This is a genomic window from Polaromonas sp. P1_F9 (assembly GCF_056405615.1).
The window spans coordinates 19,694-31,819 of record NZ_JBFUBT010000004.1 but is presented as its reverse complement, the minus strand read 5'-3'; the positions used below and the strand labels follow the sequence as shown (position 1 = coordinate 31,819).

General features: G+C 60.8%; 12 protein-coding genes. 8 read left to right on the top strand and 4 right to left on the bottom strand.

From position 1 onward, the window contains the following. The first annotated feature begins 722 nt into the window (after positions 1-722). A complete protein-coding gene (locus AC1DYR_RS11675) occupies positions 723-1,154 on the top strand; it encodes a group II truncated hemoglobin (RefSeq protein ID WP_477705257.1) in 432 nt (143 codons plus the stop codon). Between the two features lie 98 nt (positions 1,155-1,252). Here AC1DYR_RS11675 and AC1DYR_RS11670 read toward each other — a convergent pair whose 3' ends face one another. Then, positions 1,253-1,591, bottom strand: a complete 339-nt coding sequence (locus AC1DYR_RS11670; RefSeq protein WP_477705256.1) for a hypothetical protein — start codon at positions 1,589-1,591, stop codon at positions 1,253-1,255. Positions 1,592-1,793: 202 nt separating this feature from the next. Then, positions 1,794-2,693, bottom strand: coding sequence for a LysR family transcriptional regulator (locus AC1DYR_RS11665; protein WP_477705255.1), 900 nt, complete (start codon positions 2,691-2,693; stop codon positions 1,794-1,796). Between the two features lie 101 nt (positions 2,694-2,794). Between AC1DYR_RS11665 and AC1DYR_RS11660 the strand changes: the two genes are divergently transcribed. The 4 genes from AC1DYR_RS11660 to AC1DYR_RS11645 are packed head-to-tail and all read left to right on the top strand — an operon-like array spanning position 2,795 to position 5,056. Then, entirely contained in the window at positions 2,795-3,682 is an 888-nt protein-coding gene (locus tag AC1DYR_RS11660; RefSeq protein WP_477705254.1) for an SDR family oxidoreductase, read from the top strand. A 40-nt stretch (positions 3,683-3,722) separates the two neighbouring features. After that, complete coding sequence (locus tag AC1DYR_RS11655; protein WP_477705253.1) at positions 3,723-4,196, top strand: AtaL-like protein; 474 nt, start codon at positions 3,723-3,725, stop codon at positions 4,194-4,196. Between the two features lie 10 nt (positions 4,197-4,206). Next, positions 4,207-4,875: an NAD(P)-dependent oxidoreductase gene (locus AC1DYR_RS11650; RefSeq protein ID WP_477705252.1), complete on the top strand. Its 669-nt coding sequence runs from the start codon at positions 4,207-4,209 to the stop codon at positions 4,873-4,875. Positions 4,876-4,927: 52 nt separating this feature from the next. Then, entirely contained in the window at positions 4,928-5,056 is a 129-nt protein-coding gene (locus AC1DYR_RS11645; RefSeq protein ID WP_477705251.1) for a hypothetical protein, read from the top strand. Between the two features lie 375 nt (positions 5,057-5,431). On the opposite strand, the gene AC1DYR_RS11640 is transcribed toward AC1DYR_RS11645, so the two are convergent. Then, positions 5,432-6,085, bottom strand: coding sequence for a Smr/MutS family protein (locus AC1DYR_RS11640; protein WP_477705250.1), 654 nt, complete (start codon positions 6,083-6,085; stop codon positions 5,432-5,434). A 177-nt stretch (positions 6,086-6,262) separates the two neighbouring features. Between AC1DYR_RS11640 and AC1DYR_RS11635 the strand changes: the two genes are divergently transcribed. Continuing rightward, positions 6,263-9,790, top strand: a complete 3,528-nt coding sequence (locus AC1DYR_RS11635; RefSeq protein WP_477705249.1) for a tetratricopeptide repeat protein — start codon at positions 6,263-6,265, stop codon at positions 9,788-9,790. Between the two features lie 15 nt (positions 9,791-9,805). Here the strand turns inward: AC1DYR_RS11635 and radC are convergent, their stop codons facing one another. Then, positions 9,806-10,480 (bottom strand): RadC family protein, encoded by a 675-nt coding sequence (gene radC / locus AC1DYR_RS11630; RefSeq protein ID WP_477705248.1) that lies wholly within the window; start codon positions 10,478-10,480, stop codon positions 9,806-9,808. A 154-nt stretch (positions 10,481-10,634) separates the two neighbouring features. On the opposite strand from radC, the gene AC1DYR_RS11625 reads away from it, so the two are divergent. Both AC1DYR_RS11625 and ispH read left to right on the top strand, forming a co-directional pair. After that, positions 10,635-11,123 (top strand): FKBP-type peptidyl-prolyl cis-trans isomerase, encoded by a 489-nt coding sequence (locus AC1DYR_RS11625; protein ID WP_477705247.1) that lies wholly within the window; start codon positions 10,635-10,637, stop codon positions 11,121-11,123. After that, positions 11,120-12,118 carry a 4-hydroxy-3-methylbut-2-enyl diphosphate reductase gene (gene ispH / locus AC1DYR_RS11620; RefSeq protein ID WP_477705246.1) on the top strand — a complete coding sequence of 333 codons (999 nt, stop codon included), beginning with the start codon at positions 11,120-11,122 and terminating at the stop codon, positions 12,116-12,118. The genes AC1DYR_RS11625 and ispH overlap by 4 nt, the downstream gene beginning before the upstream one ends. The last annotated feature ends 8 nt before the right edge of the window (positions 12,119-12,126 follow it).

Sequence of the window (12,126 nt, the reverse complement as noted above, 5' to 3'; positions counted from 1 at the left end):
GCTCTTCCAATTCCCTCTTTGCTGAGGCTGGGTTGGTTTTTATGGGCGTGGTCTTTGCCGAGGGTTGCTGGCCGGGGGTAGCCCGGCGGCTACTCACTTTTCTTTTGCTTCGCCAAAAGAAAAGTAAGCAAAAGAAAAGGCAACCCTGCTGTCTGCGACCCTACGCTTCGCTTCGGGCAACCTGCGGTGCTCGGTCCAGGCGGGGTCTCGCTCGAACTCGCTTCGCTCAGACAATCGCGATCCCTGATCCGCCTGAACCTCCGCTCCTCGGCGCAGACAGAAGGGGGTGGAGGCAGGAATACCAAACAACCGAAGACAAAACCCGGAATACCAGAAGAAACCAGGACTCGCCACGGCGAGTCCTGGTTGGTATTGGATTTGGTTTTTTGTATTTGTCCCCGCTCCCGATTGGCCCTTGTGGATGCGCCGAGGAGCGCAGGGCCAGACGGATCAGGGCAAAAACTTGTTTGAGCCGAAGGCGAGTTGTTTTTGACCCCGGCTGGACCGAGCACCGCAGGCTGCCCGCAGCGAAGCGAAGGGACGCAGGAACCAGGGTCGCCTTTTCTTTGGTGACTTTCTTTTGGCGAAGCAAAAGAAAGTTACTTGCATGCCGGGCAACCCCCGGCCAGCCGCCCGCAGCAATGACCACGCCCATCGAATCACCAACAACCCAAAAAGCCCCTCTCAACCAAGCCCCAACCCCAACATTCGATAATCCAAAGATGCAGATAGAAGAAAAGCCCCCAGGAACCCCCCCCTTCGAAACCCCCTACGCCTGGATAGGCGGCGAAGAGCGCGTCAAGGCGTTGGTCGAGCGCTTCTACGACCTGATGGACCTGGAGCCCGGCTACACAGCCCTGCGCGCCGCGCACGGCAGCACCCTGGACAACGCCCGCCAGCGCCTCTTCTGGTTTTTATGCGGCTGGCTGGGCGGGCCGCAGTACTACACCGACCGCTTCGGCCATCCGCGCCTGCGCATGCGCCACATGCCGCAGCAAACCGGCGGCGGCTCGATTGGCATTGCCGAGCGTGACCAGTGGCTGGCGTGCATGGACCAGGCCATGCGTGAAACCGGCGTTGACGAAGGCCTGCGCACGCGGCTCAATGCGTCGTTTTTCCAGACGGCCGACTGGATGCGCAACAGGGGCGAGTGATGATGCAGCGCCCCGGTGCAATGCCGGGTCACCGGATGCTATCAAAAATATAGCTGTTCGCGCCCGGTTGAAAAGGGCTACGACCGGTATTGATCCTGTTAGATGGCGTATCGGCGCCGGCCGTGAGGCAGCACGTTGTGAAGCCACATGCGCTCACGGATGTGCGCCCGTAGCGAGTTGGCCGACAAATCATCCGGATGATCCTCACCGCGATTGCGCGGAGCTTCTGCTGCCTTGGCGGGTTCGGGTTGCCTGTCTTTCTGGATGAAGTTGGTTTCCCTGAGCACATGGCCGCGCACAAAATCTCCCTGCCCGTCAATTTCGTCATACCAGTACACCGACGTCACGTGGGTTTCACTGGCTTCCACCTTGATGTCCCTCTGGACGATCCGATTGCCATCTTCAATGCCAAGTTTTTTCCTGTGCAGCGCGTTCATCCAGACAACTCCTCTTTGTTTTTAGTAAGGCGACTCTAACGAGATGCAACGCATTGCGCGGATGCCCCTGGCAACTAAAGGAGAGGTCGGCGCCATATTCCACGCACCAGTGGCCTGAGGCCAACGGAAATGAGCATTCGTTCACATCCATGGCGGCTCGCTCCGGATCGTCAGGCTCGAGAGTCGGGCGTTTGTGCAGACCTCATCTCCCGATGTAGTCCGCCAACTCCTCCGGTGATCCGTTGGGAAAGGCCTCCTTCAGGCAGTCCAGGAAAGCGGATACGCGGGCGCTCAACAGGCGGCGTGATGGATAGAGCGCCCAGAGGGCAATCTCCGGCCCCTTCACGTCACCCCAATGGACAAGGGTTCCGGCTGCGAGATCGTGGGAGATCAGCGAAAGGGGAATACGCGCCGCCCCGACATTTGCCCGGACTGCATCACGCACCATGAACAGCGATGACAGGCGCAGGATGGGGGCCACCGCAAACCGTTGTTCACCGCCGGGCCCCGTCATTTCCCAGGGTTCATTCGGGTTTCCTGCCCCGCCTGCCCGTACCACCACCGGAACAGGCGCCTTGCCTGATGGGCGGCTTTGGTGAGGGCTGGCCACCACAACCAGGCGGTCGCGCAAGAAAATCCGCCCCACCAGGTTTTCGTCCGGGTCCGGGTTGACGCGGATCACCAGGTCGTAGCCCTCTTCCACCATATCGACTGCCCGGTCTTCGGGGATGACCTCAAGCCGGACCTCGCGATGCTTCAGCGCGAACCGGGCGGCGAGCTTGCCCATGGCGGCTTGCGAGAAGAGCAGGGGCGCACTCACCCTCAATGTGCCTCGCGGCGTCTCACCGCCGGAGGTAATCGTGGCGACCGTCTCGTCGAGTTCGGCCAGCAAGACAGAGGTCTTTTCGTACAGCGCGCGTCCCTCCTCGGTGAGCTTGAGGGTTCTCGCTCCCCGCTCAAAGAGACGCAGGTTGAGGCCGCTCTCCAGGTCGGCCACCCGCCGTGACAGGGTCGCCTTGGGCCGCCCGGATTCGCGGGCGGCCCGCCCAAAGCCGCCATACCGGGCCACGAGGTTGAAGTCTGCTAGGGCAAGTAAGTCCATATGTTCCACCAGTGAGACGAAGTGTCTAAATATAACGGCTATCGGATACTGGGTGGATCAATCAAGATTGAGGCTCCTTCAACACACAACGGAGTAATTTCATGACCATCCTCATTACTGGCGCAACTGGCAACGTCGGCCGCCAGGTTATCCAGCAGCTCGTCCAGCGTGGCGCCAAAGTGCGTGCACTGGTCCGCGACCCGGCAAAGGCGAACTTCCCGGCCGGCGTCGAAGTCGTTCCAGGCGACCTGCTCGACGTGGCTGCACTGCGGAGCGCGTTCACAGGCGTGTCCACCCTGTTCCTGCTCAACGCCGTGGTGCCCGACGAGTTCACCCAGGCCCTGGTCACGCTCAATCTGGCGCGTGAAGCCGGCGTCGAGCGCGTTGTTTACCTCTCCGTGATCCACAGCGACCGCTACCTGAACGTTCCCCATTTCGCGGGCAAATTCGGTGTCGAGCGGATGCTCGAAGAGATGGGCTTTTCCGCCACCATCCTGCGCCCCGCCTACTTCATGAACAACGACCTCACCATCAAGGACGTGGTCACCGGTTACGGCGTCTATCCCATGCCGATCGGCAGCAAGGGCCTGGCCATGATCGACACGCGCGACATCGGCGAGATCGCGGCCATCGAGCTGCTGCGCCGCGAGCAGGCTTCGAAGCCGCTGCCGCTGGAGCGCATCAACCTCGTCGGCCCCGACACGCTGACAGGCGATGATGTCGCCGCCATCTGGTCGGCCGTGCTGGACCGCCCGATCACCTATGGCGGAGACGACACCGCCGGCTTTGAGAAGAACCTGCTGAATTTCATGCCGCCGTGGATGGCGTACGACATGCGCCTCATGAGCGAGCGCTTCCTCACGGTGGGGATGGTTCCCGAATCGGGTGATGTCAAGCGGCTGACGACGCTGCTTGGTCGCCCGCTGCGGTCCTACCGCGAGTTCGCTACCGAAATCTCCGCATCCGCATCGGCATCTGCATCGGCATAAAGGCCAGCGGTATAGCAAGCCACACCAAAGGAATACCACCATGATTTATTCAACCGCTACAGTGCCCGTCAATCCGCAAGGCGAAGTGAAGCTCACGCGTGCCCAGGCGTGGGCCGGCCTGGTTCTCAAGGCGCGGGACGCGCGCCGCTTCCTGCCGCCAGCGCTTTGCACGCGCTGCGAAGTCGTCGAGGAAGGCGCGACGCACATCGTGCGCGAAGCCACCATCGCCGGAGCCGACCTGCGCGAGATCATTGCCTTCGAGCCCGAAAGCAAGGTGACCTTCTTCCAGGCCGCCGGCCCGCGCGAAGGCGCGGTCGTCAACGAGTTGTTCGAAGACGAATCCGGAGAGCTCCAGCTGCGCTTCTACGGTTATCTCGGCCTGCGCGGCAAGACGCCGGGTGGTCCGGAAGAGCAGGCCGAGCAAGCCTGGATGGACGGCGAACAAGGCTACAAGAGCGCGCTCGTCTCGACGCTCAAACGCACCCGGGAACTGCTCGCGCAGGGCGAACTTTAAAGGCCAGACCATGAACACACTGAACACTGCCGGCATCTCGCCGGCTCGCCCGAAGATCCTGGTTCTGGGCGCCACCGGCCCCACCGGCCGGCTGATCGTCAGGGAAGCGCTTGCACGGGGGTTCGACGTTCGCGCGCTCGTGCGCTCCCCGCAGAAGGCAAACGGCCTGGAGGGTGCCGAGATCATCATCGGAAATGCCCTCGACGAAAGTGCGCTGCGTGAGGCCCTGCGAGGCCGCGATGCCGTCGTGAGCGCCCTGGGCACACCGGTCAGCCCGTTGCGTGAGGTGACTGTTCTCTCCTCGGCGACGCGGGCACTCGTCAGCGCCATGAAAGCGGAGAAAGTCTCGCGCCTTGTCTGCATCACTGGCATGGGCGCAGGCGACAGCGCCGGCCATGGCGGGTTCCTGTTCGACCGGCTGATCCATCCCGTTCTGTTGCGCAAGGTCTACGCCGACAAGAACCGGCAGGAGGCTGCCGTCCGCGCCAGCGGGCTGGACTGGGTTCTGGTGCGCCCTTCCGTGCTGAACGACAAGCCTGCGCGGCGCAAGATCCGCGCCTTGACAGACTTGTCCGGTTTTCACGGCGGAACCATTGCGAGGCAGGACGTCGCGCACTTCGTCCTGGACCAGGTGCAGGCGGATGCCTGGCTGCACCGGTCGCCCCTGATATCTTGGTGACTGCGCTCTGGGCACCCGCGCAGCTGGCGCTTTGCGCTGTCCCGCGCCAACGATGCTGGCATCGGCCATCGGTAGCGCCCGGGGCGTCAACGCACTGATGGAGGATGTTCGGGCGTCACCCGCCTGGCTGGTCAACGCCACCACGGCCGAAACCGGCAAACGCGCCAGCATCGGAGGCTGAAACGGGACTGGTTCGGGTATCTGGAGTGCTATCAAAAATATAGCTGATCGCGCAGATTTTGATTGGGCTGAAGGCACTTTTTGATTGTAAAAAGTCCCTTTTTGCGGCGTCAAACCGGGTTTTGGTGTCCGCCGGGCAAAAAGCAGCCCCCCGAGGCCTTTTTAGGCGGATTTCAGGCATCAAATACGCCTCCCACCCAATCACATCATGCGCGAGCAGCTATTGAATTAATAGCATGGCACGGCTGGTCAATCTTGTCCGCCTGCAAGCTCCAGCAGGCGCCGTGGAACTGGCTTCGCCAGGCCACAGGCGCCGTCCCCTGCAAGGGGAAAAGGCGCTACACGCAGTGAGCGTCGATAGGGGTGTACTTATTATCTAGCCTTCAAGCAACACCACCAGCGCCCCGGCGCCGCCTTCCGCCGGCCGCGCCTGCACAAAGGCCAGCACCTCCTGCTTCTGGATCAGCCAGCTTTGCACCTTGCCCTTGAGCACCGGTGTCTTGCCCGGCGACCCCAAACCCTTGCCGTGTACCACGCGCACGCAGCGCCAGCCGACCTTGTGCGCACCCTTGATGAAGTGAGCCAGCGCTTCGCGCGCGTCTTCGCGGCGCAGGCCATGCAGGTCAAGCTGGCCCTGGATGCTCCAGCCGCCGCGGCGGAGTTTGCGCACCACGTCAGGCCCCATGCCGGGCCGCCTGAAGCTCAGCGCTTCATCGGTGTCCAGCAGCGTTTCCACGTCGAACTCGTCCGAGATGGCTTCGCGCATCACCGCCAGTTCGTCACGCTGCTGCTGTACAGGGATGGGTGCGGCTTGCGCCACCGGCAATGCCGCCTTGTGGCCCGGCAGGTGTTTGGCCGGCAGAGCCTTGACGGGGCCGACCGCGCGCGAGAAGAGTTCTTTCTCGGCTTTGGCTTTGGCGGCTGCTGCCACGCGCGCGGCTTCCTGTTCTTTTTCAAGCTTCGCGCGGGCTTCGATGTCCCGCTTGACGGCCTTGAGGTCCTGCAGGCTTTTGAGTGCGGGCGCTTTCATGATGCTTACTTTATCGTAGTGCTTCAGTATTCACCGATGTAGATAAACCACGCGTCGGATCATTCAGCGGCTGATCGGGCGATGGCTACGTTAGGATGTTCCGCTAACTTGCTGAGCAGTATCAGGTCATCGACGCACGTTCTGCCAGATCCGGATTTTGAATTGAGGGAGAGAAAAATGAAACGGTCTACCGCCGTACTTTGCGGAGTTCTGTTGCTCTGCAGTGGTGTATTGGCTGTCAGTAAGGTTCAGGCATTTCGCACCGAGGCCGCCGCGGAGGAGGCGAGGGCGAAATGGGAGGCCTCTGCGGCAAAGGCTCGAGCGGACATCCAGAACAAGATCGCGATGGAACGGTCTTTTGAAGATACTGCAATGGCCCGCTTCCTGCCGCCGCGCTATTCACCGCAGGCTTCCGATTGGCAGGGCAAGGAAAAGCTTTTCTACGGTCAGGTTCTGTCGGGCGGAAAGTTTGATGTGCTGGTTGTACCGTTCCAGGTTTGGGGCTGGGGTGTCGACAGGGCAAGCCGGTCCATCATGACTGCGGAACTCGCTGCGAGCGTCGCCCAATCGCAGAAGGTGAAAATTCCCGACCCATACCTGGTGGCAAAAGCACTTGGTGAGGGGCAGCGCCACCTCAAGCAGGAGGAAATCTACAAGCTTGCCGATGCTGTGGGGGCAAAGCGCATTGTCTGGGGTTACGCCGGGCACGACCGGAAAGGAAAAATGGCGATCGCCATCCGGACCCAGGGCTACACGGGCACTGCGCGCAATGGCGCTGTTTGGGCTGCCCCGGTGGAAACCAAAAAATTTGAAAATATCCCTTTTGGGGATGAAATTCCGGCCGTCGAGGCCTATGAATCCGTGTTGCCGGAAATCCTCAAGGCGGCAGGCGCCAACCCTTCGTCGCCTCTTTATGAAAAGACAGTCAGCAGCCTGGAACTGGAAGCGCTGCCGGCATCTCCGCTCGGCTTGGTGGCATCGGCCAGCAACCCGGCGCAGGATGCATACGCTTTTCTGGTGTACAGCGCACTGGCACCCACAACCAACGAAAGAACGAAAGAGATATTTGCTGAAAAGGCGCATCTGGCGCTTTTGGGCCTGTCGCCGCAATCACCCGACTACCGGGCGCTCAGGGCGAGGACCTACATGGCACTGGGTCTGCGCATGGCTGCCATCAAGGCACTGGGCGATGCGCAGACTGTCGAGGAAAAAGAATTGCTTGCCGCCCTGAACGGAAATATCCTGGACGTGCGTGCAATGGCGGCGCTTGAAAAGAATCCCCTAAAACGCTTGCTGCAAAAGATCGATGAGAACAGGATCGCTACCGCCTACGACACGATGACCACCAAAAAGGCAGTCGCCGAAGTGGCGGCGTTGAAGCTGCCCGGAACCATATGGCCGTTCATCGTGACGCGGGTTTTTGTAGAAACAGAACCGTGGGTTCAGAACGAGAATGCTTCCCTGAAAATGCTTCTTGACTATGAGTTGCCGGTCAAGGGGTATGCAATGGCGGACATGGCACGCGCGGCATTGCCACTTGCTGACCCCGACAAGGTTCAGGCCATGGTGGATCTGTCGGTGTTTCATCACGGCCGCAAGTTCATCGAGGCCAATGCGGCCAGTTTGTGCTGCGGGCCCGCACCCGGCAAGCCGGGCCCGTTTGACTATCTGGACTTGCTCGAGAGTATTGGCCATGACAACCTGATGAACCGCATCAATTTCCTGTCCAACGTCCAGGGCATTCCGAACAAGGCCCTGATCTTTGCGAACAGCATTGACGCAATCTACAAGGGTTACCCGTCCTACGCGTATGAGCGCTCAAGAGCGGAGGCGAAGCTCGCCGGAAAGTCCACTGGAGCCGAAAGAGAGCAGTTGGTCAAGGACTGGCACCAACACGCGTTCGATGCAGCCTACTGGGAGCAAGGCCAGTCGCTCACCGCATTACGGGCCTTGAATCATTTCAATGCTGACGGCGGTCAGTACTACGGACCTTATAACAATCTTTACTATGCCGATGTGCCATTCCGTCCTTATTACTGGACCTGGGCAGACGGCGGTAAATTGGAGGTAAGTATTGAAAACGAAATTGCCGCTTTGAAGAGTGCCACTTGGGAAATCGGAACCTTCACGGAGCTGCACGGGACGTACCGTCATTTTTTCCCCGACCAGGGGCGGGACACCGATCTTTTAGCGTCAATCAACGGGCGTTTCGTCGGTTCCCCGCAACTCAATAGCATCCTCGGCGCCGAGGCCAGGAGGCAGGGGGACACCGCGAAAGCGCAGGCTTACTATCGCGACAACCTCAAGCTGGCACCCACGCGGTGGACTTCCTATAGCGATGTGGCATGGATGCTGTTCGTGGCGGGTGACGTCAAAGCTGCCGCCAAGATGTTTCATTCTTACGAGGGCTTCAAGAAAGGGTCCGAAGACGGCCGGGTTGCGACCGCAAACCTTGCTTTCGAGGCAGGGTCGTATTTTTACTGGGCGGGTTATTTCGACCTTGCCAGGCCGTTTTATCAAATCGCCGTCTCTCAGGGATCGGGATCGTCCGGCGAAATCACGAGCGATACGCGTCTGAAGCTTCTTGCCGGCGACCTGCAGGGTGCGATGGCCAGCACCTTGCGGCGTGCCCAGCGTTACCAGGAGTCGTATGCCCACCGGGACTATCTGGGGCTTCTTCACGCAAGCGGCCATTCCAGGGAGGCCTGGGCCGGTTTTGAAGTGCTGGCGAAACAAAGCCGCGCTCCTCACATTTGGGAGTCTGCGCTGGTCGGGCATCACATCTCCGGTCTGCCTGAAGCGGAGGTCGTGAGTTGGGCGCAACAGGGGAAATTCGGGGGCACAGTGGAGGGTACGATCGCCGCAACCGTTCACCTTGTGCGTTTTGCAACCACGGACCGCACGCCTTCCAGCAGCTTGTCTCAGGCAGTAGACGCACTGGATTTGCCGCGATGGAAATTACCCGAATACCCCAAGCCGGTTTATGAAGGGCATCCGATCCTGCTGAAAGCGCCAGTGAAAGAGCGCGTGAAATCCATGCACGCGTATTTTGTGGAGGCTTACCGGGCCATAAAACTCAAGGACTTTGCCGGGGCGAAGGCAATTTTCTCCGAGTCTGCAAAGTTTTACGACCTGACCGATTACCAGGTCAATTCAACGTTGACCTGCTATTTTCCTTACTACGCTTATGCGGCTGTCAAGGCGGGAGACACCTCAATGATTGAGAAGATGGTAAGCGGCACCAAGGCCTCCAGGCAAGACTTTGACTACCAGCTGACCATGGCGATTCTTGCCGCAGCATCCGGCAAAAACGAAGAAGCACTGCAATTTCTTCAACGCGCGCGGCAACTGCGTCCGCACACTGAGAAAAGGGCCTTGCTGACGCAGTACACCTTTGGAGAGATCTCCGAACTGGTGGCGGAAATGACCGGCAGCAGCAAGATCAGGGCCTTGACGCTGGAGTGGGCCCAGAAGAGCCAGAAGTTCGAACCCTGGCAATCCTGGGCTTATGCACTGGAAGCCAGATTGACCAGGAACCCTGCCGAGCGCAGGCGGGCCTTGGCGATGCTGTTTTATCTCGACCCCAAATCGGAGGGCTTGTCCGCGTTCGGGCAACCCGAAATCGATGCCGCTGTGAAGGCATTCGGGAAGTCCAACCCCTTTCTCTCCATCAATCCGGAAATTGTAAAAAAAGAGGCGATCTAGAAAGCGTTTCGACTTCTACAGCAAGCCCAGCTCGGCCATCGACACCGCCTGGGAGCTGGTCACCACAAAATGGTCCAGCACACGCACATCGACCAGCGCGAGTGCGGACTTCAGGGTTTGCGTCAGCGCCTCGTCGGCGCGCGAAGGTTTGGCGGCGCCGCTGGGGTGGTTGTGGGCCAGCACCACGCTGGCGGCGTTGAGCGCCAGGGCGCGCACCACCACTTCGCGCGGGTAGACGGATGTTTGCGTCAGCGTTCCGCGAAACAGCTCTTCGAGAACGATCAGCCTGTGCTGGCTGTCGAGAAACAGCACTGCAAAAATCTCGTGTGGCCGGCTGCCCAGCTGCAGCTGCAAATAGTCGCGTACCGCCTGTGGCGTGTCGAACAGGGTCTTTTCACGGAGCTTTTCGGCAAGCGCCCGCCGGGCAAGCTCCAGCACCGCCACCAGTTCGGCGCGCTTGGCCGGGCCCAGGCCCTTGATGCTTTTCAGCGCCTCGGGGCCGGTGTGCAGCAGCCCGGCAACACCGCCAAAGGTATCGACCAGTTCCTGGCCCATCTGCAGCGCATTCTTGCCGGGCAGGCCGGTGCGCAGCAGCAGGGCCAGCAGCTCGGCATCGCTGAGCGCGCCGGGGCCGCGGGCCAGCAGTTTTTCGCGGGGGCGGGCGTCTTCTGGGAGGTCTTTCAGGAGCATGGGTAGGCCTGTAGGGCTGTGTGGAGAGGAAAGCCGGCGCCGGTGAGGCTAAAAAACCGGATTAAGCCTGATTTGGCCCGGTCAAGCCGTACTTTCTACAATGGAGGCAGTTTACAAACACTTGTCCGGCGCCAGCCCGGCCGCAGAAAGTCTTATGTCCACCGTGGATTCTCCCGACGCAACCCTCGTCCAGCAAGGCTCGTTCCTGACCCTGCATTACCGCATGGCCGGGCCGTCCGTGAACGGTAAACCGGGCGCGGACATCATCAACACCTTCGACGGCAAGCCCGCCACCCTGAGCCTGGGCACGGGGGAGCTTTCGCCGGCCATTGAGCAGCGGCTGATTGGCCTGCCTGAAGGCACGCGCACAACGTTTGAGTTGCCCGCAGGCGTTGCCTTTGGTGACCGCAACCCGGAGCTGGTGCAGTGGGTGGCGCGCAAGCTGCTCAATGAGCTGGGAGACCCGGATGAACAGTACAAGGTGGGCGACGTGGTGCAGTTCCCCACGCCGGACGGCATGGGCCAGTACGCGGGCGCTGTGCAGCAGGTCAAGCCAGATGGCGACGCGGTGCAGTTTGATTTCAACCACCCGCTGGCCGGCCAGCCGGTGGTGTTTGAAGTGCAAGTAATAGGCGTTCTATGACTGAATCCAAAGTGCTTCCCCAGGAAATCCTGCTCGCTGAGCCACGCGGTTTTTGCGCAGGTGTTGACCGCGCCATCGAAATCGTTGAGCGTGCCCTGACCAAATTCGGCAGGCCGATTTACGTGCGCCACGAGATCGTGCACAACACCTATGTCGTCAACGACCTCAAGGAAAAAGGCGCCATCTTCATTGAAGAGCTAAGCGATGTGCCCCCGGGCGCCACGCTGGTGTTCAGCGCCCACGGCGTGAGCCAGGCGATCCAGAAAGAGGCCGAGCGCCGTGGCTTCCAGATTTTTGACGCCACCTGCCCGCTGGTGACGAAGGTGCATGTGGAAGTGGCCAAGCTGCACAAAGAGGGCTACGAGTTCATCATGATCGGCCACAAGGGCCACCCGGAAGTTGAAGGCACCATGGGCCAGCTCGACAGCGGCATCCACCTGGTGGAAGACGTGGCCGACGTCTGGCGCATCAGCCCCGCCCAGACCGAGCGCCTGGCCGTGGTGACGCAGACCACGCTGAGCGTGGACGACGCGGCCGAGATCAGCGCCGCCGTGAAGGCGCGCTTTCCGCAGGTGCGCGAACCCAAACACCAGGACATCTGCTACGCCACGCAAAACCGGCAGGACGCCGTCAAGGTGTTGAGCCCGCAGGTCGACATCCTCATCGTGGTCGGCAGCCCGACCAGCTCCAACAGCAACCGCCTGCGCGAGCTGGCCGCCAAGCTGGGCACCGAAGCCTATATGGTCGATGACGCCAGCGAGCTGAAGGAAGCATGGTTTGAGGGCAAGGGCCGGGTGGGCCTGACGGCAGGTGCGTCGGCGCCGGAGATCCTCGTCAAGCAGGTGATCGACCGCATCAAGGCGCTGGGCGCCGTGTCGGTGCGCAAGATGGAGGGCATTGAGGAAACCATCAAGTTCCCGCTGCCCAAGGGCCTGAAGCTCGATGCGCAGGGCCAGATGCTGGAAGTCAACGACAGCCAGCTGCATCAGCTCTGATCTGATTT

Bases quoted from the DNA above. Each gene is read 5' to 3' on its own strand.
- AC1DYR_RS11655 (WP_477705253.1), top strand. From the start codon at position 3,723: ATGATTTATTCAACCGCTACAGTGCCCGTCAATCCGCAAGGCGAAGTG.
- AC1DYR_RS11675 (WP_477705257.1), top strand. From the start codon at position 723: ATGCAGATAGAAGAAAAGCCCCCAGGAACCCCCCCCTTCGAAACCCCC.
- radC (WP_477705248.1), bottom strand. From the start codon at position 10,480: ATGCTCCTGAAAGACCTCCCAGAAGACGCCCGCCCCCGCGAAAAACTG.
- AC1DYR_RS11650 (WP_477705252.1), top strand. From the start codon at position 4,207: ATGAACACACTGAACACTGCCGGCATCTCGCCGGCTCGCCCGAAGATC.
- AC1DYR_RS11640 (WP_477705250.1), bottom strand. From the start codon at position 6,085: ATGAAAGCGCCCGCACTCAAAAGCCTGCAGGACCTCAAGGCCGTCAAG.
- AC1DYR_RS11645 (WP_477705251.1), top strand. From the start codon at position 4,928: ATGCTGGCATCGGCCATCGGTAGCGCCCGGGGCGTCAACGCACTGATG.
- AC1DYR_RS11665 (WP_477705255.1), bottom strand. From the start codon at position 2,693: ATGGACTTACTTGCCCTAGCAGACTTCAACCTCGTGGCCCGGTATGGC.
- AC1DYR_RS11670 (WP_477705256.1), bottom strand. From the start codon at position 1,591: ATGAACGCGCTGCACAGGAAAAAACTTGGCATTGAAGATGGCAATCGG.
- AC1DYR_RS11635 (WP_477705249.1), top strand. From the start codon at position 6,263: ATGAAACGGTCTACCGCCGTACTTTGCGGAGTTCTGTTGCTCTGCAGT.
- AC1DYR_RS11625 (WP_477705247.1), top strand. From the start codon at position 10,635: ATGTCCACCGTGGATTCTCCCGACGCAACCCTCGTCCAGCAAGGCTCG.
- AC1DYR_RS11660 (WP_477705254.1), top strand. From the start codon at position 2,795: ATGACCATCCTCATTACTGGCGCAACTGGCAACGTCGGCCGCCAGGTT.
- ispH (WP_477705246.1), top strand. From the start codon at position 11,120: ATGACTGAATCCAAAGTGCTTCCCCAGGAAATCCTGCTCGCTGAGCCA.